19 protein-coding genes, 1 tRNA gene and 1 riboswitch are annotated in these 19,787 nt (G+C 70.0%); of the genes, 16 read left to right on the forward strand and 4 right to left on the reverse strand.

Annotated features, from left to right (window positions below):
- Positions 1-44 precede the first annotated feature (44 nt).
- Positions 45-1,028: an ABC transporter substrate-binding protein gene (locus tag ACNKFW_RS03195; protein WP_147427606.1), complete on the reverse strand. Its 984-nt coding sequence runs from the start codon at positions 1,026-1,028 to the stop codon at positions 45-47.
- Positions 1,029-1,217: 189 nt separating this feature from the next.
- On the opposite strand from ACNKFW_RS03195, the gene ACNKFW_RS03200 reads away from it, so the two are divergent.
- The 10 genes from ACNKFW_RS03200 (at position 1,218) to ACNKFW_RS03245 (ending at position 11,230) form a co-directional block, all read left to right on the forward strand.
- The gene (locus tag ACNKFW_RS03200; RefSeq protein WP_024843528.1) at positions 1,218-1,928 is read left to right on the forward strand and encodes a response regulator transcription factor; all 711 of its coding nucleotides are present in this window, start codon (positions 1,218-1,220) and stop codon (positions 1,926-1,928) included.
- Positions 1,925-3,106, forward strand: coding sequence for an FIST N-terminal domain-containing protein (locus ACNKFW_RS03205; protein ID WP_147427607.1), 1,182 nt, complete (start codon positions 1,925-1,927; stop codon positions 3,104-3,106). Before ACNKFW_RS03200 ends, ACNKFW_RS03205 begins: the two co-directional genes overlap by 4 nt.
- Positions 3,107-3,109: 3 nt before the next feature.
- Positions 3,110-4,435 (forward strand): hybrid sensor histidine kinase/response regulator, encoded by a 1,326-nt coding sequence (locus ACNKFW_RS03210; protein WP_024843530.1) that lies wholly within the window; start codon positions 3,110-3,112, stop codon positions 4,433-4,435.
- Between the two features lie 84 nt (positions 4,436-4,519).
- Positions 4,520-5,134 (forward strand): hypothetical protein, encoded by a 615-nt coding sequence (locus ACNKFW_RS03215; protein WP_147427608.1) that lies wholly within the window; start codon positions 4,520-4,522, stop codon positions 5,132-5,134.
- Positions 5,131-5,469 carry a hypothetical protein gene (locus ACNKFW_RS03220; RefSeq protein WP_024843532.1) on the forward strand — a complete coding sequence of 113 codons (339 nt, stop codon included), beginning with the start codon at positions 5,131-5,133 and terminating at the stop codon, positions 5,467-5,469. Before ACNKFW_RS03215 ends, ACNKFW_RS03220 begins: the two co-directional genes overlap by 4 nt.
- A 58-nt stretch (positions 5,470-5,527) precedes the next feature.
- Positions 5,528-6,310: an SDR family oxidoreductase gene (locus ACNKFW_RS03225; protein ID WP_024843533.1), complete on the forward strand. Its 783-nt coding sequence runs from the start codon at positions 5,528-5,530 to the stop codon at positions 6,308-6,310.
- A gap of 54 nt (positions 6,311-6,364) precedes the next feature.
- Positions 6,365-6,454: riboswitch (glycine riboswitch) on the forward strand.
- Positions 6,455-6,586: 132 nt separating this feature from the next.
- Positions 6,587-7,699: a glycine cleavage system aminomethyltransferase GcvT gene (gcvT, locus tag ACNKFW_RS03230; RefSeq protein ID WP_147427609.1), complete on the forward strand. Its 1,113-nt coding sequence runs from the start codon at positions 6,587-6,589 to the stop codon at positions 7,697-7,699.
- 10 nt (positions 7,700-7,709) lie between these two features.
- The gene (gene gcvH, locus ACNKFW_RS03235; protein ID WP_081750479.1) at positions 7,710-8,066 is read left to right on the forward strand and encodes a glycine cleavage system protein GcvH; all 357 of its coding nucleotides are present in this window, start codon (positions 7,710-7,712) and stop codon (positions 8,064-8,066) included.
- 153 nt (positions 8,067-8,219) lie between these two features.
- Entirely contained in the window at positions 8,220-11,048 is a 2,829-nt protein-coding gene (gene gcvP / locus ACNKFW_RS03240) for an aminomethyl-transferring glycine dehydrogenase (RefSeq protein WP_147427610.1), read from the forward strand.
- A 106-nt stretch (positions 11,049-11,154) separates the two neighbouring features.
- Positions 11,155-11,230, forward strand: a tRNA-Ala gene (locus tag ACNKFW_RS03245).
- A gap of 496 nt (positions 11,231-11,726) precedes the next feature.
- Here ACNKFW_RS03245 and ACNKFW_RS03250 read toward each other — a convergent pair.
- Positions 11,727-13,907, reverse strand: coding sequence for a heavy metal translocating P-type ATPase (locus ACNKFW_RS03250; RefSeq protein ID WP_028710085.1), 2,181 nt, complete (start codon positions 13,905-13,907; stop codon positions 11,727-11,729).
- Between the two features lie 97 nt (positions 13,908-14,004).
- On the opposite strand from ACNKFW_RS03250, the gene ACNKFW_RS03255 reads away from it, so the two are divergent.
- The 5 genes from ACNKFW_RS03255 to ACNKFW_RS03275 all read left to right on the forward strand — a co-directional run bounded on the left by ACNKFW_RS03255 (position 14,005) and on the right by ACNKFW_RS03275 (position 16,854).
- Positions 14,005-14,445 carry a MerR family transcriptional regulator gene (locus ACNKFW_RS03255; RefSeq protein ID WP_024843538.1) on the forward strand — a complete coding sequence of 147 codons (441 nt, stop codon included), beginning with the start codon at positions 14,005-14,007 and terminating at the stop codon, positions 14,443-14,445.
- A gap of 67 nt (positions 14,446-14,512) precedes the next feature.
- Positions 14,513-15,142, forward strand: coding sequence for a CDP-diacylglycerol--glycerol-3-phosphate 3-phosphatidyltransferase (pgsA, locus tag ACNKFW_RS03260; RefSeq protein WP_147427623.1), 630 nt, complete (start codon positions 14,513-14,515; stop codon positions 15,140-15,142).
- Complete coding sequence (gene moaD / locus ACNKFW_RS03265; RefSeq protein ID WP_024843540.1) at positions 15,132-15,383, forward strand: molybdopterin converting factor subunit 1; 252 nt, start codon at positions 15,132-15,134, stop codon at positions 15,381-15,383. Before pgsA ends, moaD begins: the two co-directional genes overlap by 11 nt.
- Before the next feature lies 1 nt (position 15,384).
- The gene (locus ACNKFW_RS03270; RefSeq protein ID WP_024843541.1) at positions 15,385-15,825 is read left to right on the forward strand and encodes a molybdenum cofactor biosynthesis protein MoaE; all 441 of its coding nucleotides are present in this window, start codon (positions 15,385-15,387) and stop codon (positions 15,823-15,825) included.
- A 72-nt stretch (positions 15,826-15,897) separates the two neighbouring features.
- Complete coding sequence (locus tag ACNKFW_RS03275) at positions 15,898-16,854, forward strand: acetyl-CoA carboxylase carboxyltransferase subunit alpha (RefSeq protein WP_024843542.1); 957 nt, start codon at positions 15,898-15,900, stop codon at positions 16,852-16,854.
- A 160-nt stretch (positions 16,855-17,014) separates the two neighbouring features.
- On the opposite strand, the gene ACNKFW_RS03280 is transcribed toward ACNKFW_RS03275, so the two are convergent.
- Entirely contained in the window at positions 17,015-18,283 is a 1,269-nt protein-coding gene (locus tag ACNKFW_RS03280) for a 4-aminobutyrate--2-oxoglutarate transaminase (protein WP_147427624.1), read from the reverse strand.
- A 100-nt stretch (positions 18,284-18,383) separates the two neighbouring features.
- On the opposite strand from ACNKFW_RS03280, the gene ACNKFW_RS03285 reads away from it, so the two are divergent.
- Complete coding sequence (locus ACNKFW_RS03285) at positions 18,384-19,100, forward strand: rhomboid family intramembrane serine protease (RefSeq protein WP_024843544.1); 717 nt, start codon at positions 18,384-18,386, stop codon at positions 19,098-19,100.
- Here the strand turns inward: ACNKFW_RS03285 and mnmD are convergent.
- Positions 19,097-19,753, reverse strand: coding sequence for a tRNA (5-methylaminomethyl-2-thiouridine)(34)-methyltransferase MnmD (mnmD, locus tag ACNKFW_RS03290; protein ID WP_024843545.1), 657 nt, complete (start codon positions 19,751-19,753; stop codon positions 19,097-19,099). The genes ACNKFW_RS03285 and mnmD overlap by 4 nt on opposite strands.
- Between the last annotated feature and the right edge of the window lie 34 nt (positions 19,754-19,787).

Genomic DNA, 19,787 nt, shown 5'->3' on the forward strand with positions numbered 1-19,787 from the left:
CGGGGCGCAGCGCAGGAGATCTGGGCGGTCCGGCCAAGGCAGGGCTACTCCGGCCACCAGAACAGGCCTTCGGGCAGGGTGGCAAGCCCGCCGGTCAGTTCCTCGCCGCCAAGCTCGGCCATGGTGGCGAACATCTTCTGCGCGTTCGCGGCATCGACTGGGCCGGGCGCGGGGATGCCGGCGCGCCAGCCGGCCTTCAGCGCCTCGAACTCGGCATCGTCGGCGGCTTCCATGATTGGGCGCAGCGCGTCCCAGGCGGCATCGTCCCGGGCCAGCAGATCCTTGGCGGCGCGGGAGGCGCGCGCCAGCCCCGCTGCCAGCGCCGGGTTGGCCGCGATCCAGTCGTCGCGCAGCACATAGCCCAGAAGCGGCGTCGAGGGGTCCAGCCCCAGGTCGCCCGCCGCCGTCTCGACCGACATGATCTCGCGCATGCCTTGCGCCTGCATCCTGGCCTGGAAATGCCAGAAGTTGATCGCGGCATCGACCTCGCCGGTCTCGGCCGCGTTCAGGATCATCGGCGGCGCGCCGAAGACCTGCTGCGTCACCTCGGCCAGGTCCGCGCCCAGCTTTTCGCGCGACCAGGCACGCAGGATCAGCCAGCTCTTGTCCACCGGACCGCCGGCGATGCCGATCTTCTTGCCATGCAGGTCGGCCAGGGTCTGCACGGGACTGTCCGCCGGCACCATCACGCCCCCCACGGCGGTCGAATAGGGCAGGAAGCGAAAGCCGGTGCCGCGCGCCCGCTGCTGGGCCACCCACAACCAGTCCGAGACGATGGTATCGACCTCGGCCCCCTGCATGGCGACCTGGGTGGCGGGATTGCCGGCCAGGATCATCGGCACCAGCCGAAAGCCGTTCGCGATGTCGAGCCCGCCCCTGCGGATCGTCTCGATCTCCCAGGCGACGGTGCCGTTTTCCAGCGTGCCGACGCGGATCGCGGGGGCCTGGTCCTGGGCGAAGGCGGGCCGCGCCAGCCCGGCCAAGGCGGCGGCCCCCGCCAGCAAGGCGATTCTGCGGCTGAACGGCATGGTGATTTCCCCCTTGGCCCCGGTCAAATTGCCATGGGCCCCTGCTTCGGCCAATACAACCGAAGTCGTAGCCCGAAACCGGCCTTGCCGTCCAACGGGCTTGCGCCAGCGGGTGGCGGTCTTAAGATGGATGCGTAAAGGTCGGCGGCCAAGGCCCCGACCCACTATCGTTTCTTGGGGAGGAGAACGATGGCCTCAGCCGAAATGCAGTCGCAGGACCGCGCCGCATCGCCAAGGCTTTCCGCAGAGCGTGTCCGCGAGATCCTGATCGTGGACGACCATCCGCTGATGTGCGACGCGCTGGCCCTGACGCTGAAGATCAGCTTCGGGCTCAGGAACGTGCGCACTGCCCGCAGCCTTGCCGCCGCGCTGGAACAGATCCGCAACCAGGGCGCGCCCGACGCGGTGATCCTGGACCTGAACCTGCCCGATGCCAGGGGTGCCGAGGGGCTGGTGACGCTGCGCCGCCAGATCCCGGACGTGCCGATCACCATGATCTCGGCCGACCTGGAAAACGCCATGATCTCGGCCGCGATGGCGGCCGGGGCGCAGGGCTATATCAGCAAGTCGCTGGGCCGCGAGGCGCTGGTGGACAGCCTGCGCCGCATGTGGGAGGGCGAGCGGGTGACGCCCGACAGCTACCAGCCCGACCATGCCGGCGAGGAGGACGCGGCCCGCGCCGAACTGGCCCGCCGCTTCGCCACGCTGACGCCGCAGCAGATGAAGATCCTGCGGCTGATCTGCCAGGGCAAGGCGAACAAGGAAATCAGCTACGAGCTGTCCATCGCCGAGGCGACGGTCAAGACCCATATCACCGCGATCATGTCCAAGATCAACGCCCGGCGCCGCACCCAGGCGGTGCTGCTGGCCAACAGCGTCAGGCTGTTCGAACCGGCATGAGCGCGGCCTCGCCCGAACCCTGGCCGGGCGCACGGTCCGGGGCGCAGCCGGCCGTGCCGCCGCCCGCGCCCATCGCCGTCTCGGTGCCTGCCACCGGCGCGGATACCGCCCGGCGCATCGCCGCGGCCATGGCGCCCCTGCGCCCGGCGCTGGTCCTGCTGTTCGGCATGCCGGCCGAGGGGCTGCCCGCCCTGGGCGCCGCGCTGCGCGAGCTGCTGGGCGAGGGCTGCCGGGTCGTCGGCTGCTCCTCGGTCGGCGAGATCGGCCCCGCCGGCTATTGCGCGCGGACGGTGACGGCGCTGGGCTTTCCCTCGGCCAGCTTCCGGGTCGGGGTCTGCGTGCTGCGCGACCAGGCGCTGGTGCCGGTGTCGGAATGGATGGCGACGCTGCGCCGCTTTCACGCCGATTTCCGCCCCGACCTGCGGCGCTCCAGCTTCGGCGTGCTGCTGGCCGATGCGCTGGCCCGGCAGGAGGACGTGCTGACCGCGACGCTGGATGCGGCGATCCCCGGCCTGCCCATCGTCGGCGGCTCCAGCGCCGAGGGCATGCGCTTCGAGCCGACCTGCCAGATGGTCGACGGTACCGCGCATCCCGGCGCGGCGCTGTTTTTGCTGGTCGAGACCGATCTGGCGGCGGCCGAGGTCTCGTTCTCGCATTTCAGCCCGACCGACCGCCGCGCCGTGGTGACGGCCGCCGACCGCCACAACCGCGTCATCACGGAGCTGAACGGCGAGCCGGCGGCCCAGGAATATGCCCGGCTGGCCGGCATCCCGGTCGAGGCGCTGACGCCCACGGAATTCGCCCGCCATCCCCTGCTGCTGCGCACCGGGCGGCGCCATCACGTCCGCGCCATCCGCGCCATCACCCCCGAGGGCGGCTTGCAGCTTCTTTCCGGGATCGAGGCAGGCAACATCCTGACGCTGGGCCGGGCGATGGACATGACGCGCGGCTTTGCCGAGGCGCTGGACGCGCTGCCGCGGCCGCCGCTGATGGTGCTGGGCTTCGACTGCGTGCTGCGGCGGCTGGCGCTGGAACGCGCCGGCATGGACGGGCAGATGTCGGAACTGCTGGCGCGCTATCGCGTCGCCGGCTTCAACACCTATGGCGAGCAGCACAGCGGCATGCATGTGAACCAGACCTTTGTCGGCATGGCGCTGATGCCGCCCGAACCGGGCTGAGCCATGTTCCTGCGCGACGACGATCCTCCCGCCCGGCGGGTCGAAAAGCTGACGCGCATCGCCGATGTGCTGGTCGAGCGCATCGACCGGCTGGAGGAAAGCCGCGGCTCGGCCTGGTCCATGTTCCAGGCCGCCGTGGCGCTGGAGCAGGAGGTGCAGGTCCGCACCCGCGAGCTGGAACAGGCGCTGGCCGACCTGTCGGAGCGCAACCGCGAACTGGCCGTCGCCCGCGCCTCGGCCGAGGAGGCCAACCGCTCCAAGACCCGTTTCCTGCGCGCGGCAAGCCATGACCTGTTGCAGCCGCTGTCCGCCGCCAAGCTGTTTCTCTCGGCGCTGAAGGACACGCAGCTGGACGAGTTCCAGCGCGAACTGACCGGCCGCCTGACCGGCGCCTTCGAATCGGTCGAGGAGCTGATGCACGCGGTGCTGGACATCTCGCGGCTGGACAGCCAGCGTATCGAGTTCCAGCGCAAGCCGGTCGATCTGGGCGATCTGTTTCGCCGCCTTGCCGTCGAATATGCGCCGATGGCCGAGGCCAAGGAACTGCGGCTCAGCTTTGCGCCGACAACGGTGGTGGTGGAAAGCGATCCGACCTTTCTGCGGCGCATCGCGCAGAACCTGGTTTCGAACGCGATCAAGTATACCGACCGCGGCGGCGTGCTGGTCGGCGTGCGCAAGCGCGGCGAGCGCGCCTGGCTGGAGATCTACGACACCGGCATCGGCATCGCCGCCGCCGACCGCGCCCGCATCTTCGACGAATTCCAGCGCATCGGGCGCGACGGCGGGGTGCCGGGCATGGGGCTGGGCCTGTCCATCGTGCGCCGCGCCTGCGCCAAGCTGGGCCATCCCATCGCCATGGACAGCGAGCCGGGGCGCGGCACCGTGTTTCGCGTCAGCCTGCCGCTGGTGGCGCCGGGATGCGAGGCCGCGCGGCCCGAGGGCGCCGGCCAGGGCCCGCATCTGCGCGGCCGGGTGGCGCTGGTGGTCGAGAATGACGACGCCATGCGCCGCGCCCTGCAACTGGTGCTGCAGGACCGGCTGGGCATGGTGGCCCGCGTCTCGGGCGGCATTGCCGAGGCGCTGGCGCAGATGGGCGACGAGCCGCCGGACGTGGTGATCGCCGATTATAACCTCGACAACGGCGATACCGGCCTGCAGGCCATCGCCGCCCTGCGCAAGGCGGCGGGGCAGGCGGTGCCGGCCATCGTGGTCTCGGCCCGACGGGGGCCGGAACTGGGCAGCGCCTGCCAGAAGATGGGCGTGCCGGTGCTGGAAAAGCCCGTGCGCCCCGAGGATCTGCAAGCCATGCTGCAGCGGATGCTGGCCTAAGACCAAAGCAGCAGGCAGCCGGCGGCGGGCTTTCGCCGCGGCCCGGACGGGGGCAGGGTCGCAGACAGGGAGGAAAGGACCGGGATGAAAGTCTTGCAAGCCCTGGCGCTGATCGGATTGCTGGCCGGCCCGCTTGCGGCGAGCGAGGCGGGCGACCTGGTCTTTGCCGAGCGCGGCCCCTGGGATCTGTCGCAGGGACCGCTGGTCTGGACGCTGCGCCAGACCGGGCCCGAGGCCGAGGGCTTTGCGCCCGCGGGCGCGGGCACCGTGACACTGGCCGCCGTCCCCGACGCCGCGGACGGCCAGCCGGCGCTGGAACTGACCGAGCAGACGGCGCGCATCACCCGCAGGATCGGCCCCTTCCCGGTCTCGGGCGGCGATCCGGCGCTGATCTTCTTTCTGGAAACCACCGCGCGGGACATGGCGGCGCTGACCGGCGGCAGCCCGTTCTATATCCGCAACCGGCTGAAGGACGCGCTGTTCCGCGGCGGCGAGGTCCGGCGCGAGGGCGGGGCGACCGTCGCCGTCTTCGCGCCTTTCGCACAGGACGAGAACCGCGGGCGCATGGCCGGCTTCGACACGCTGGAGCTGCGCTTTACCCTGGGCGATCCGAAGCGGCCGATCCGGCGCATGCAGGCCGGGACCGGCCCGCTGGCCGGCGGACGGCCGGCCTATCACAGCGAGATGGTGTTGAAATGATGCGGGCAACCCTGACGGCAGCCCTGACGCTTTCGGCCGGCATGGCCGGGGCGCAGGCGATAAACGACTATCCGACCAATGCGCGGGCCGATTATGTCTTCGTCTGCATGGCGACGAACGGCCAGACCCGCGAGATGCTGGAGCGGTGCAGCTGCGCCATCGACCAGATCGCCGAGATCCTGCCCTATGAAGACTACGTCAAGGCCGAGACGGTGCTGGCCATGCGCCAGACGCCGGGCGAGCGCGCCGGCATCTTTCGCCAGGGCATCGCCGTCAACGACATCGTCGCCAATTTCCGCCGCGCCGAGGCCGAGGCCGAGATCCTCTGCTTCTGAACTGGACAATCCGCGCGCCCCGCGCTTCCTTGGCGGCAAGCTGAACAGGAGGGAAGCCATGGATCTGGGGATCAGGGGCAAGCGGGGCCTTGTCTGCGCCGCGTCGAAGGGGCTGGGCCGGGCCTGCGCCGAGGCCCTGGCCGAGGCCGGGGTCGATCTGGTCGTCAACGCCCGCGGCGCCGAGACGCTGGAGGCCGCCGCGCAGGAGATCGCGGCGCGGCACGGCGTTTCGGTCACGCCGGTCGCCGCCGACATCACCACCGAGGCGGGCCGCGCCGCCGTGCTGGAGGCCCTGGGCGGGCAGGCCGACATCCTGGTCAACAATGCCGGCGGCCCGCCGCCCGGCAGCTGGACCGACTGGTCGCGCGATGATTTCATCAAGGCCATCGACGCCAACATGCTGACCGCCATCGCGCTGATGCAGGCGCTGGTGCCCGGCATGATGGAGCGCGGCTGGGGCCGGGTGGTCAATATCACCTCGCAATCGGTGCGCTCGCCCATCGCGGTGCTGGGCCTGTCGAACACCGCCCGCGCCGGGCTGACCGGCTTTGTTGCCGGCATGTCGCGGCAGGTGGCGCCGCATGGCGTGGTGGTGAACAACCTGCTGCCGGGCATCCATGCCACCGACCGCGCCGTGAGCCTCGATTCGGGCGTGGCCAGGGCCGAGGGCATCGACCTGGACGAGGCCCGGCGCCGGCGCGAGGCGACAATTCCGACCCGCAGCTATGGCCGGCCCGAGGATTTCGGCGCCGCCTGCGCCTTCCTGTGCAGCCAGCAGGCGCGGTTCATGGTCGGGCAGAACATCCTGCTGGACGGGGGCGCGCTGAACGTCACGGTCTGAAAAACCGGGCGACAGAAGGCTCTTGCCAGAATCCTGCCGCCCGGATACGACGAAGGTCGGAAATCGGGAGACATTGGCGAAATGCCAGGGCCGAAGGAGCAACCGCCCCGGGAATCTCTCAGGCAAAGGGACCGTTTTCCAATGTACGCTCTGGAGAGAGGCGGCAGATGCCGCCCGCCGAAGGGATAACGATCTCAGGCGCCCCCGTTTCGGGGTAGGGACAGAGGGGGCATCTAACCGGGCGGGATCGGTCCGTCCGCAAGACAGGGGATGCCCATGGCCGAGCTTCGGCGCACGATGCTATACGACCTGCACCTTTCGCGCGGCGCGAAGATGGTGCCCTTTGCCGGCTGGGAAATGCCGGTGCAATATCCGATGGGCGTGCTGAACGAGCACCTGCATACCCGCGCCCATGCCGGCCTGTTCGACGTCAGCCACATGGGCCAGGTGATCCTGCGCGGCCCCGGCGTGGCCGAGGCGCTGGAGAGGCTGGTGCCCGCCGATATCACCGGGCTGGCCGAGGGCCGGCAGCGTTACGGCCTGTTCACCAATGACGCGGGCGGCATCCTCGACGACCTGATGATCGCCAACAAGGGCGACCACCTGCTGCTGGTGGTGAACGCCGCTTGCGCCGAGCAGGACATCGCCCATCTGCGCCGGCTGGAAGCCGCCGGCATCTCGGTCGAGCCGGTGACGGATCGCGGGCTGCTGGCGCTGCAGGGGCCCGAGGCCGAGGCGGTGCTGGCGCGGCTGGTGCCCGGCGTGGCGGCGATGCGCTTCATGGACGTGGCCGAGTTCGACTGGCATGGCGCCACGCTCTGGGTCAGCCGTTCGGGCTATACCGGCGAGGACGGGTTCGAGATTTCCGTGCCCGGAGATCGCACGGTCGCCTTCGCCGAGGCGCTGCTGGCCGAGCCCGAGGTGGCGCCCATCGGGCTGGGCGCCCGCGACAGCCTGCGGCTGGAGGCCGGGATGCCGCTTTACGGCCATGACATGGATGCCTCGACCCTGCCGGGCGAGGCCGGGCTGGGCTGGTCGATCCCCAAGGTCCGCCGTGCGGGCGGCGCGCGCGCGGGCGGTTTCCCGGGCGCCGAGGCGATCCTGAAGGAACTGGCCGAAGGCCCCGCCCGCGGCCGCATGGGCCTGCGCCCCGAGGGTCGTGCGCCCATCCGCGAGGGGGTCGAGATCTTCGACGTGGCCGAGGGCGGCGCGGCGGTCGGCACGGTCTGCTCGGGCGGTTTCGGCCCCTCGGTCGGCGGGCCGATCGCCATGGCGATCCTGCCCGCCGGGCTTGTCCCCGGCGCGACCCTTTGGGCCGAGTTGCGCGGCAAGCGCATTCCGGTGACGATTACTCCGCTTCCTTTCCACAAACCGAGCTACAAGCGCTGAGAGGCCAGGCATGCTGAAATATACCGAAGACCACGAATGGCTGAAACAGGACGGCGACGAGATCGTCGTCGGCATCACGGCGCATGCCAGCGAGCAGCTGGGCGACGTCGTCTTCGTCGAATTGCCCGAGGTCGGCCGCGAGGTCGAGGCGGGCGAGGAGATCGTGGTGATCGAATCGGTCAAGGCGGCCTCGGACATCGTGGCCCCGGTCGCCGGCGTCATCACCGCCGTCAACGAGGCGCTGCCCGATGCGCCCGGCGCGGTGAACGAGGATCCGATGGCGGCCTGGTTCTTTCGCATCAAGCCGGCCTCGGTCGACCTGTCCGGCTTCCTGGACGAGGCGGGCTACCAGGCGCTGATCGGCTGAAGCTGCCGGGCCTTGCGGCCCGGCGGAAGCCGGGGGCGCTTCGCCCCCCGGACCCCCCGAGGGTATTTGGAAAACGGAGAAAGGCGGGGCGTTCCCGGCCCGTACGATCCCGAAGGCAATGCTTGTGAACATTCTGACGCATCGAGGCCAGTGATGGGTAAATGGACCCCGACCGACTATAATCCCGACGATTTCGCCAATCGCCGTCACATCGGGCCTTCTCCGGCCGAGATGGCGGCGATGCTGAAGGTCGTGGGCGCCGAGACGCTGGAGGAGCTGATCGGCCAGACCGTGCCGGCGAGCATCCGGCAGGCCGAGGCCCTGGACTGGCCGGCGCTGTCCGAGGCGGCGCTGCTTCAGCGCATGCGCGAGGTGGCGGCGAAGAACAAGGTGATGACCAGCCTGATCGGGCAGGGCTATTACGGCACCGTGACCCCGCCGGCGATCCAGCGCAATATCCTGGAGAACCCGGCCTGGTATACCGCCTATACCCCCTACCAGCCCGAGATCGCCCAGGGCCGGCTGGAGGCGCTGCTGAACTTCCAGACCATGGTCGCGGACCTGACCGGGCTGCCGGTGGCCAATGCCAGCCTGCTGGACGAGGCGACCGCCGCTGCCGAGGCCATGGCCATGGCGCAGCGTGCGGCGAAGTCCAAGGCCCGCGCCTTCTTCGTCAGCGAGAACCTGCATCCGCAGACCGTTGCCGTGATCGAGACCCGCGCCGCGCCCCTGGGCATCGAGATCATCCGCGGTAGCAGCTGCGACCCCTCGCAGGTCTTCGGCGCCATCTTCCAGTATCCGGGCACCTTCGGCGAGGTCCGGGACTATACCGCCGAGATCGCCGCGCTGCATGCGGCGGGCGCGGTGGCGATCATGGCCACCGACCTTTTGGCGCTTTGCGTGCTGAAGGAGCCGGGGGCGATGGGAGCGGACATCGCCGTGGGCTCGGCCCAGCGGTTCGGCGTGCCGATGGGGTATGGCGGGCCGCATGCCGGCTTCATGGCCTGCCGCGACGAGATGAAGCGCGCCATGCCCGGCCGCATCGTCGGCGTGTCCATCGATGCCAAGGGCAACCGTGCCTATCGCCTGTCGCTGCAGACCCGCGAGCAGCATATCCGGCGCGAGAAGGCGACCTCGAATGTCTGCACCGCCCAGGCGCTGCTGGCGGTGATGGCCAGCTTCTACGCCGTGTTCCACGGCCCGGTGGGCCTGCGCGCCATTGCCCAGCGGGTGCATCTGAACGCGGTGACGCTGGCCGATGCCCTGCGCGCCGCCGGGGCCGAGGTCCAGCCCGAGGCATTCTTCGACACCATCACCGTGCGGGTGGGCGTGGGGCAGGCGGGGATCCTGGCCGCCGCCCGGCATCGCGGCATCAACCTGCGCCAGGTCGGGCGCGACCGGGTCGGGATCTCGGTCGACGAGACCACGGATGCGGGCGTGATCGCGCGGGTGCTGGACGCTTTCGGCATCAGCGATCCGGCCGCGCCGGCCCAGGCGCCGGCGATCCCCGAGGCGCTGATCCGCGAAAGCGACTACCTGACCCACCCGGTCTTTCACATGAACCGGGCGGAATCCGAGATGATGCGCTATATGCGCCGCCTGTCGGACCGCGACCTGGCGCTGGACCGGGCGATGATCCCGCTGGGCAGCTGCACCATGAAGCTGAACGCGGCGGCCGAGATGATGCCGATCACCTGGCCCGAGTTCGGCGCGCTGCATCCCTTTGCGCCCGAGGACCAGGCCGCCGGCTATCACGAGGTCTTTGCCGACCTGACCGAGAAGCTGTGCCAGATCACCGGCTATGACGCGTTCTCGCTGCAGCCGAACAGCGGCGCGCAGGGGGAATATGCCGGCCTGCTGACCATCGCCGCCTATCACAAGGCGCGCGGCGAGGATCGCGATATCTGCCTGATCCCGGTTTCCGCGCATGGCACCAACCCGGCCAGCGCGCAGATGGCGGGGATGAAGGTCGTGGTGGTGAAATCGGCCCCGAACGGCGATATCGACCTGGAGGATTTCGCCGACAAGGCCGCGAAGGCCGGCAACCGGCTGGCGGCGGTGATGATCACCTATCCCTCGACCCATGGCGTCTTCGAGGACACCCTGCGCGAGGTCTGCCGCATCACCCATGAGCATGGCGGCCAAGTCTATATCGACGGCGCCAACATGAATGCGCTGGTCGGCCTGGTGAAGCCCGGAGAGATCGGCGGCGATGTCAGCCACCTGAACCTGCACAAGACCTTTGCCATCCCGCATGGCGGCGGCGGTCCCGGCATGGGGCCGATCGGGGTCAAGGCGCATCTGGCGCCCTTCCTGCCCGCCGACCCGCGGACGGGGTCGGGCGCGGTCTCGGCGGCGCCCTGGGGCTCGGCCTCGATCCTGCTGATCTCCTGGGCCTATATCCTGATGATGGGCGGCGCGGGGCTGACCCAGGCGACGCGGGTCGCGATCCTGAACGCGAACTATGTTGCCAGCCGTCTGGCCGGCGCCTATCCGGTGCTGTTCATGGGCAATCGCGGCCGGGTGGCGCATGAATGCATCCTGGACATGCGGCCTTTCCAAGAGCATGGCGTGACCGTGGACGACATCGCCAAGCGGCTGATCGACAACGGTTTCCACGCGCCGACGATGAGCTGGCCGGTCGCCGGCACGCTGATGGTCGAGCCGACCGAATCGGAGACCAAGGCCGAGATCGACCGTCTGATCACCGCCTTCCTGGCCATCCGCGACGAGATCACCGAGATCGCCGAGGGCCGGATCGGCGCCGAGGCTAGCCCGCTGCGCCACGCGCCGCATACGGTCGAGGATCTGGTCGCCGACTGGGACCGCGCCTATTCGCGCGAGCAGGGCTGCTTCCCGCCGGGCGCCTTCCGGGTGGACAAATACTGGCCTCCGGTCGGGCGGGTGGACAATGCCTATGGCGATCGCAACCTGGTATGCACCTGCCCGCCGGTTGCGGATTATGCCGAGGCGGCCGAGTGATGCACCTGCCCCGCCCTGTTCGGGCGGGGGTCTTTGCGGGGGCTTGCGAAAAGCCGCGAAAGCGGCCTTGACAAGCCCCGGCGCTTGGGCGAGATAGCACGCCGATGGGGCCGTAGCTCAGTTGGTAGAGCGCATCGTTCGCAATGATGAGGCCAGGGGTTCGATTCCCCTCGGCTCCACCAATTCTCTCGCACATTTCGATGAAATATCAGCCGCTTGGGCGGATGCCGCCGCGCGTCACCCCAGGCTGGCCTCGACAGCCGGAAAAAAGATGCCGCTGGATTTCGCTGGGTGTTCAGCGACCCGTGTAGCCCGGACGCGCACCGGATCGAGATGTCAGATTCGTGGCGCGTCTAGAAGCCTTCTTGCCCGTTCGGGAAGCCGAAGCGGTGGGCATCAGTTCAGCGCCGGATCGGCTAGGCCGCCCGGCGCGCGGCCCGCCGCCTTTGGCGGCGCCAAGCGGGCCATCGCATTGCCGGTCCGGCTTCGGGCACCCATGACGCGTCGAACGAAGATACGGCAATCGTCCGGCTTGACAGTCCGGGGAGAACGGGCGCCCCCCTTTGTGCAACCGCCCTAGCAATCGAACTCCGCTGCGGCCCGGATATCCGGGCTGGCGGCACGGCGCTTGGCCCTCGGGCGGATCGCCAAGCGGCCCGCCCCTCCGGCGCGTCGGCCTCAGCCCGCCTTGCCGGGATCGTGGCCCAGCAGGCGCAGCGCGTTCAGCGTCACCAGCACCGTCGCGCCGGTATCGGCCAGGATCGCGATCCACAGCCCGGTGATGCCCAGGACCGATGTGACCAGAAACACCGCCTTCAGCCCCAGCGCGATGGCGATGTTCTGGCGGATATTGGCCATCGTGGTCCGCGCCAGACGGATCAGCGCCGGCACATCCGTCACCCGGTCGCGCAGGATCGCAGCATCCGCCGTCTCCAGCGCCACGTCGGTGCCCGAGCCCATGGCGACGCCGACGCTGGCCTGCTTCAGGGCCGGGGCGTCGTTGATGCCGTCGCCGATCATCATCACGCCCCCCTGCGCGGCCATGTCGCGGATCGCTTCCAGCTTGTCGGCGGGCAGCATCCCGGCCCGGAAGCCGAGCCCCAGCGCGCCGGCGATGGCCTGGGCGGTGCGGGGATTGTCGCCGGTCAGCATGGTCGCCTCGATCCCCATGGCCTTCAGCTGCCGCAGCGCCTCGGCGGCATCGGGGCGCGGCTCGTCGCGCAGGGCGATCAGGCCCAGCGGCCGGTGCTGGTCGAAGACGGCCACCACGGTCATGCCCTGGGCCTCCATCCCTTCGGCTTCGGACGCGTCACGCAGCCCGCCCATCGCCGCGGCATGCCGGGGCGCGGCGACCCAGGCGCGGGTCTGGCCCAGCATGGCCTCGACCCCCTGGCCGGGCAGGGCGCGGGCGGCATGGGCAGGCAGCGGCGCGATCCCCGCCTCGGCCGCCCGGCGCAGGATGGCCTGGGCCAGCGGGTGGCTGGAGCCGGCTTCGACCCCGGCGGCGGCGGCCAGCAGCGCGGCCTCGGTCACGCCGGGGGCGGGCAGGATGCGCACCACCGCCGGCCGGCCCAGGGTCAGCGTGCCGGTCTTGTCAAAGGCCAGGTGCCGGACATGGGCCGCCGCCTCGATCACCGCGCCGCCCTTCATCAGCAGGCCGCGCCGCGCGCCCGAGGACAGCGCCGAGGCGATCGAGGCCGGGACCGAGATCACCAGCGCGCAGGGGCAGCCGATCAGCAGCAGCGCCAGCCCGCGATAGATCCAGGTGTCCCAATCGGCGCCGAAGCCCAGCGGCGGGACCAGCATGGCCAGCGCGGCGGCCGCCACCACGGCGGGCATGTACCAGCGGCTGAAGCGGTCGATGAACCGCTCGGTCGGGGCGCGGGATTCCTCGGCCTGCTCGACCAGGCGGATGATGCGGGCGATGGTGTTGTCCGAGGGCGCGCGGGTGACGCGGATGCGCAGCGCCGCCTCGGTATTGATCGAGCCGGCAAGGACCGGCTCGCCCGGCCCGCGGCTGCGGGGCAGGCTTTCGCCGGTCACGGGGCTTTCGTCCAGGCCGCTGATGCCGGCGACGATCTCGCCATCGGCGGGGATGCGGTCGCCAGGCCGGACCAGAACGACCTGGCCGATCGCCAGCCGGTCGGCGGGAATTTCGCGGGTGCCGCCGCCGTCGATTTCCAGCAGCGCGGTTCGCGGCACCAGGTCGGCCAGCGCCCGGATGCCGTCGCGCGCCTTGCCGGCGGCGACGCCCTCCAGCAGCTCGCCCAGGGCGAACAGGAACACCACCAGCGCGGCTTCCTGTGCCGCGCCGATCACCAGCGCGCCAAGGGCCGCAATGGTCATCAGCGCCTCGATGGTGAAGGGCTGGCCCATGCGCAACGCGGCAAGGGCGCGGCGCGTCACCGGGGCAACGCCGATCAGGCAGGCGGCCAGGAAAGCCCATTGGCCGGCCGCCGCCGGGGCCAGCAGTTCAAGGCCCCAGGCGACCGCCAGCAGCAGGCCGGTCAGGATCACCAGCCGGCCCTTGCCGGTCCGGTGCCAGCTTTCGCCGCGATCCGGGCGGACGGGGACGCCGGGGTGCGATGCCGCGGCGGGCGCATCCGGCAGCGCCGGGCCGGGCGCCCCTGGCCCCTTGGGCGCGATGTTGTAGCCCAGCTTGCGCACCACCCCCTCGATCTCGGCTTCGGCTGTGGTACCGGGCGTCAGGGTCAGCGCCAGCCGCTCGGCCATCAGGGCGACGCTGACCTCGCTGACGCCGGGCAGCCGCTCGACCGCGCGCATGACCTTGGCGCTGCACGAGGCGCAATCCATGCCCGTCACCGTCCATTCGCGCCGCTGTGCCTGTTCCATACCCATCATCCTTCTTCTGCCCGCGCCGCTGCGCGGGGTGTTGCCTTTCGATGATTCGGAACCCTAATTCCTCTAGCGACTATAGCTTCAAGGGGGTTTTTTCATGATCGCCATCGGCAAGCTGGCCAAGGCCACCGGCGTCAAGGTGCCCACGATCCGCTATTACGAGCAGATCGGCCTTTTGCCCCCGCCCGAGCGCACGGCGGGCAACCAGCGGCTTTACACGCCCAAGGCGCAAGAGCGGCTGGCCTTCATCCGCCATGCCCGCGACCTGGGCTTTCCGCTGGAGGCGATCCGCGAACTGCTGAGCCTGTCGGACCATCCCGGCCAGCCCTGCACCGCCGCCGACCAGATCGCCCGGCGCCAGCTGGCGGCGGTCGAGGCCAGGATCGCCCGGCTGGGCGCGCTGCGCGACGAATTGCAGCGCATGCTGGCGCATTGCGCCTGCGGCACCATCGCCGATTGCCGGGTGATCGAGGTCCTGGGCAACCATGCGCTCTGCGCCCATGACCATGGCGCAGGGGGGCAGGGGCATCCGGCGTGACGCGGGGATGCGGCCGATGGCCTCGGGGCCTCTTCCCCCCGCCGCGCCGAAAGCCTAGATTGCCCCCATGCGCTGGACCTTGCCCAATATCCTGACCGTTCTGCGACTTGCGGCCGCGCCGCTGGTTCCGCTGATGTTCTTTTTCCTCAGCCGGCCATTCGCCGATTTCGCGGCGCTGGCGCTGTTCCTGATCGCGGCCGTGACCGATTGGTTCGACGGCTACCTGGCCCGCGCCTGGGGCCAGGAAAGCCGCTTCGGCGCCGCCATGGACCCGATCGCCGACAAGGCCATGGTCATCATCGCCGTGGTGGTGATCACCGGCTATTCCGGCATGAACCCCTGGCTGATCCTGCCCGCGACGGTGATCCTGTTCCGCGAGGTCTTCGTTTCGGGCCTGCGCGAATTCCTGGGCGACAAGGCCCGGTTGCTGAAGGTCACGAAGCTTGCCAAGTGGAAGACCACGGCGCAGATGGTGGCCATCGCCGTGCTTTTCCTGGGCACCGGGCTGAACTATTATGAAACCGGCCACCCGCCGCTGGTGGGCGAGACCAGCCTGCCCTGGTCCGACAGCTGGTCGGACCTGGCAACGCAGGCCGGGCTGGCGCTGATCTGGATCGCCGCGGTGCTGACCGCGATCACCGGCTGGGACTATTTCGCCAAGGCCCGGCCCTTCCTGAGGGATGACCATGGCGCTTGACGTGCTGTATTTCGCCTGGCTGCGCGAACGCATCGGCCAGCCGCGCGAGCGGATCGAGACCGGGGCCGCGACCGTGCGCGAGCTGGTTGCCGAGCTTGCCGCCATGGACGAATGGCACGCGGCGGCGCTGGCCGACCTGTCGGCGGTGCGCGTGGCCGTCGACCAGGAACTGGCCGACCTGGACGCGCCGCTGGCGGGGGCGCGCGAGGTTGCCTTCTTCCCGCCGATGACCGGGGGCTGAGATGTCGGCCCGGGTCCAGAGCGCGCCTTTCGACCTGGGCGCCGAACTGGCGGGTTTCGGCGCGGGGTCCGGCGCGGTCGTCACCTTCACCGGCCTGGTGCGCGACGAGGGCGGCCGGCTGGTGGCGCTGGAGATCGAGCATTACCCCGGCATGACCGAGAAGGCGCTGCAAGCCTATGGCGAGGAGGCGGCGCGGCGCTTTGCGCTGGACGACTGGCGCATCCTGCACCGCCATGGCCGGCTGGCGGCGGGCGAGCCGATCATGATGGTCGCCACCGCCGCCCGCCACCGCGTTGCGGCCTTCCAGGCGGCGGAATACCTGATGGACTGGCTGAAATCCCGCGCCCCCTTCTGGAAGCGCGAGATCGGCCCCGACGGCCCCGGCGCCTGGGTCGAGGCCCGTGCCGAGGACGAGGACGCGCTGTCGCGGTGGCAAGGCTGACGTTGCAATCCCGTCCCGCGGCGATCATATAGGGCGCGGACCAGACGACCGGATGACAGCGCGGAGCCCTGCATGACTTACCTGGAGTTCGAAAAGCCCCTTGCCGATCTTGAGGGCAAGGCCGAGGAACTGCGGGCACTGGCCCGAAAGGGCGAAGGCGTCGATCTGGAGAAGGAGGCGGCGGCGCTGGACCGCAAGGCCGAGGAGATGCTGCGCGACCTCTACAAGCAGCTCGATCCCTGGCGCAAGACGCAGGTCGCCCGTCACCCGGAGCGGCCGCATTGCCGCGATTACATCGACGCGCTTTTCACCGAATACACGCCCTTGGCCGGCGACCGCGCCTTTGGCGAGGATCACGCGGTCATGGGCGGGCTCGCGCGGTTCAAGGACCAGCCCTGCGTGGTCATCGGCCATGAAAAGGGCAATGACACCAAGTCGCGCATCTTTCACAATTTCGGCATGGCCCGGCCCGAGGGCTATCGCAAGGCGATCCGGCTGATGGACATGGCCGACCGCTTCCGCCTGCCGGTGATCACCCTGGTCGACACGCCCGGCGCCTATCCCGGCAAGGGTGCCGAGGAACGCGGGCAAAGCGAGGCCATCGCCCGAGCGACCGAGAAATGCCTGCAGATCGGCGTGCCGCTGGTCTCGGTCATCATCGGCGAGGGCGGCTCGGGCGGGGCGGTGGCCTTTGCCACGGCGAACCGCATCGCCATGCTGGAGCATTCGATCTATTCGGTGATCTCGCCCGAGGGCTGCGCCTCGATCCTGTGGAAGGATGCCGAGAAGATGCGCGAGGCGGCGCATGCGCTGAAGCTGACGGCGCAGGATCTGAAGAAGCTGGAGGTGATCGACCGGATCATCGCCGAGCCGGTGGGCGGCGCGCAGCGTGCCCCGGCCGAGACCATTGCGGCGGTGGGCGAGGCGATCGCCGTCATGCTGGGCGAACTGGCCGGCAGGAAGCCCGCCGAACTGGTCAAGGACCGGCGACAGAAGTTCCTGGCCATGGGCTCCAAGGCCTTGGGCTGAGCGCCCAGCCGCGCCCGCGCGCGGGTATCTAAGAAACGGAAACAAGGCGTGCGCCGCTGCCCGGCCCGGTTTTGCGGCTGTTTCCGTTTTCCAAGCACCCAAGCGACGCTCCCCAGGGGCGCTGCCGCAGGGGTATTTGCGAAACGGTGAAAGCGCGCGATCAGCCGCGGGCGGCGCGGATCGAGTCCTCGAGAATGTCCAGCGCCTCGTCGAAGACCGCGTCGGGGATGGTCAGCGGTGCGAGGAAGCGGATCACGTTGCCATGCACGCCGCAGGTCAGCAGGATCAGCTTGCGGGCGAGCGCCTCTTCGCGGACGCGGTTGGCGAAATCCGGGCTGGGCCTGTCGGTGCTGGCGATGTTGAACTCGACGGCGTTCATGAAGCCGGGGCCGCGGATGTCGACGATTTCCGGCACGGTTTCGGCGATGCCGGCCAGGCGCTGCTTCAGCCGCTGGCCAAGCCGGGTGGCGCGGTCGCAGAGCCCCTCGTCCTCGATCACGTCCAGCACCGCATGGGCGGCGGCGACGGCCAGCGGGTTGCCGGCATAGGTGCCGCCCAGGCCTCCCGGCGCGGGGCTGTCCATGACATCGGCGCGGCCGGTGACGGCGCTGATCGGCAGCCCGCCGCCCAGCCCCTTGGCCATGGTGGTGATGTCGGCGGCGGTGCCGTGGTGTTCCATCGCGAACAGCTTGCCGGTGCGGGCGAAGCCGGTCTGCACCTCGTCGGCGATCAGCAGGATCGAATACTGGTCGCAGATCTGCCGCAGGCGCTGGATGAAGCCCGCCGGCGCCTCGTAGAAGCCGCCCTCGCCCTGCACCGGCTCGACGATGATCGCGGCGACGCGCGAGGGGTCGATATCGGCCTTGAACAGCCGGTCCAGCGCCGCCAGCGCCTCCTCGGCCGTGACGCCGTGCAGCGGGTTGGGGAAGGGCAGGTGCCAGATGTCGTTCATCATCGGCCCGAACCCGGCCTTGTAGGGCTGGACCTTGCCGGTCAGCGACATGCCCAGGAAGGTGCGGCCGTGGAAGCCGCCGGCGAAGGCCACCACCCCGGCGCGGCCGGTATGGTGGCGGGCGATCTTGACCGCATTCTCGACCGCCTCGGCGCCGGTGGTGTAGAAGGCGGTCTTTTTCGGGCCGTCGCCGGGGACGAGCCGGTTCAGCCGCTCGGCCAGGGCGACGTAATTCTCATAGGGCACGACCTGGTGGCAGGTATGGGTGAAGCGGTCGAGCTGGGCCTTGACCGCCTCGACGACCCGCGGGTGGCGGTGGCCGGTATTGACCACGGCGATGCCGGCGGCGAAGTCGATATAGCGGTTGCCGTCCTTGTCCCAGATCTCGGCATTCTCGGCGCGCTCGGCATAGATTTGCGTGGTCATGCCCACCCCGCGCGAGATGGCGGCGTTCCTGCGGTCGGTCAGGCTGGTCATCGGCCCCTCCTCGATGCGATTCGCAGCCGATGCTATACGCGGTCCGGCCATCCGAACAGGGCCGCTTGCGTGCACCACCGCGATGCTTCAGGCTGCGGGCATGTTCCCGATCCGCGACCATAACCCCTCGGCGCGCACGCCCTATGTCACCCATGCGCTGATCCTTCTCAACGTGGCGATGTTCCTGATCACCATGCCCTGGGCGGGCGGGCAGGTCGGGCTGTGGTACCGGTTGGCGCTTTATCCCGCCGCCATCGCGCAAGGCGAGTGGCTGTGGGGGCTGGTGACGCATATGTTCCTGCATGCCGGGATCATGCATATCGCCGGCAACATGCTGTTCCTGTGGGTGTTTGGCGACAATCTGGAGGACCAGATGGGCCGTTTCGGCTTTCTGGCCTTCTATCTTGCCTGCGGGCTGGCGGCGGCGGCGGGGCAGATCGCCGCCGATCCGATGGGCGACATTCCCATGGTCGGCGCCTCGGGGGCCATCGCCGGGGTGATGGGGGGATACCTGCTGATGTTCCCGCGCGCCCGCGTCGACGTGATCGCGATCATCATCGTCATCATCCGCCGCTTTACCATGCCGGCCTGGGTGTTGCTGCTGGCCTGGTTCGGCATCCAGCTTTTGTCGAGCGCCACCGTGGTCGATGACGGCGTGGCCTATGTCGCCCATGCCGCCGGTTTCCTGGCCGGGATCGTGCTGGCGGTGCCGGTCTTCCTGCGCCGGGGCGGGCCGGGCTTCTGGCGCCGCACCCATGGCCGGCCGCCGCATGCCCCGACCTATGCCCCCTCGCGCATCCCGCGGGTGCGGCGCTAGAGCCGGCCGCGGCTCATGTGGCGCTTGCCGGCGAATCCGGGGGTGCGGCTGACCGCAAAGCCCGCCGCCGCCAGCGCCCGGCGCACATGGCCGGCCGCGGTATAGGTCGCGAATGTGCCGCCCGGCGCGGTATGGGCCGCCACCTCGGCCATCAGCGCCTCGCCCCAAAGCTCGGGGTTCTTGGCCGGCGAGAAGCCGTCGAGGAACCAGGCATCGGCGCGGCCGTCCCAGCCGGGCAGCGCCTCGCGGGCATCGGCCTTGATGATCTCGACCGCGACGGTGCCCAGGGTAAAGCGCGGCTGCGGCCAATGGTCGCGCAACTGGCGCGCCAGCGGCGCCAGTTCGGGAAAGGCGGCATGGGCGCGGACCAGTTCGCCCACGCTCATCGGGAAGGCCTCGAAACTGGTAAAGCGGATCGGCACCGTGGCGAGTTGCGCCAGCGCCAGCAGGTTCAGCCCGGTGCCGAAGCCCAGTTCCGCGACATGGAAGCCGGGGCGCAGCCGCTGGGGCAGGTCGTTGCCGGCCAGGAAGACGTGGCGCGTCTCGTCCAGCCCGCCGTTCAGGCTGAAATAGGGATCGTCGAAACGGCGCGAGACGGGGACCGCGCCCTCGCGCCAGTCCAGGTCGGCGCTGCTCTGGTCGGATGGCTGCATTCGCGCTAACTCCTTCTTGCAGGGCAGATGCGGC

It is taken from the genome of Paracoccus sp. TD-10, assembly GCF_048270675.1.
GTDB classification, from domain to species: domain Bacteria; phylum Pseudomonadota; class Alphaproteobacteria; order Rhodobacterales; family Rhodobacteraceae; genus Paracoccus; species Paracoccus pantotrophus.

Bases quoted from the DNA above. Each gene is read 5' to 3' on its own strand.
- ACNKFW_RS03280 (WP_147427624.1), bottom strand. From the start codon at position 18,283: ATGACCAGCCTGACCGACCGCAGGAACGCCGCCATCTCGCGCGGGGTG.
- pgsA (WP_147427623.1), top strand. From the start codon at position 14,513: ATGCGCTGGACCTTGCCCAATATCCTGACCGTTCTGCGACTTGCGGCC.
- ACNKFW_RS03225 (WP_024843533.1), top strand. From the start codon at position 5,528: ATGGATCTGGGGATCAGGGGCAAGCGGGGCCTTGTCTGCGCCGCGTCG.
- mnmD (WP_024843545.1), bottom strand. From the start codon at position 19,753: ATGCAGCCATCCGACCAGAGCAGCGCCGACCTGGACTGGCGCGAGGGC.
- ACNKFW_RS03215 (WP_147427608.1), top strand. From the start codon at position 4,520: ATGAAAGTCTTGCAAGCCCTGGCGCTGATCGGATTGCTGGCCGGCCCG.
- ACNKFW_RS03255 (WP_024843538.1), top strand. From the start codon at position 14,005: ATGATCGCCATCGGCAAGCTGGCCAAGGCCACCGGCGTCAAGGTGCCC.
- ACNKFW_RS03285 (WP_024843544.1), top strand. From the start codon at position 18,384: ATGTTCCCGATCCGCGACCATAACCCCTCGGCGCGCACGCCCTATGTC.
- ACNKFW_RS03195 (WP_147427606.1), bottom strand. From the start codon at position 1,028: ATGCCGTTCAGCCGCAGAATCGCCTTGCTGGCGGGGGCCGCCGCCTTG.
- gcvP (WP_147427610.1), top strand. From the start codon at position 8,220: ATGGGTAAATGGACCCCGACCGACTATAATCCCGACGATTTCGCCAAT.
- gcvH (WP_081750479.1), top strand. From the start codon at position 7,710: ATGCTGAAATATACCGAAGACCACGAATGGCTGAAACAGGACGGCGAC.
- ACNKFW_RS03200 (WP_024843528.1), top strand. From the start codon at position 1,218: ATGGCCTCAGCCGAAATGCAGTCGCAGGACCGCGCCGCATCGCCAAGG.
- ACNKFW_RS03270 (WP_024843541.1), top strand. From the start codon at position 15,385: ATGTCGGCCCGGGTCCAGAGCGCGCCTTTCGACCTGGGCGCCGAACTG.
- ACNKFW_RS03220 (WP_024843532.1), top strand. From the start codon at position 5,131: ATGATGCGGGCAACCCTGACGGCAGCCCTGACGCTTTCGGCCGGCATG.
- ACNKFW_RS03210 (WP_024843530.1), top strand. From the start codon at position 3,110: ATGTTCCTGCGCGACGACGATCCTCCCGCCCGGCGGGTCGAAAAGCTG.
- ACNKFW_RS03275 (WP_024843542.1), top strand. From the start codon at position 15,898: ATGACTTACCTGGAGTTCGAAAAGCCCCTTGCCGATCTTGAGGGCAAG.
- ACNKFW_RS03250 (WP_028710085.1), bottom strand. From the start codon at position 13,907: ATGGGTATGGAACAGGCACAGCGGCGCGAATGGACGGTGACGGGCATG.
- gcvT (WP_147427609.1), top strand. From the start codon at position 6,587: ATGGCCGAGCTTCGGCGCACGATGCTATACGACCTGCACCTTTCGCGC.
- ACNKFW_RS03205 (WP_147427607.1), top strand. From the start codon at position 1,925: ATGAGCGCGGCCTCGCCCGAACCCTGGCCGGGCGCACGGTCCGGGGCG.
- moaD (WP_024843540.1), top strand. From the start codon at position 15,132: ATGGCGCTTGACGTGCTGTATTTCGCCTGGCTGCGCGAACGCATCGGC.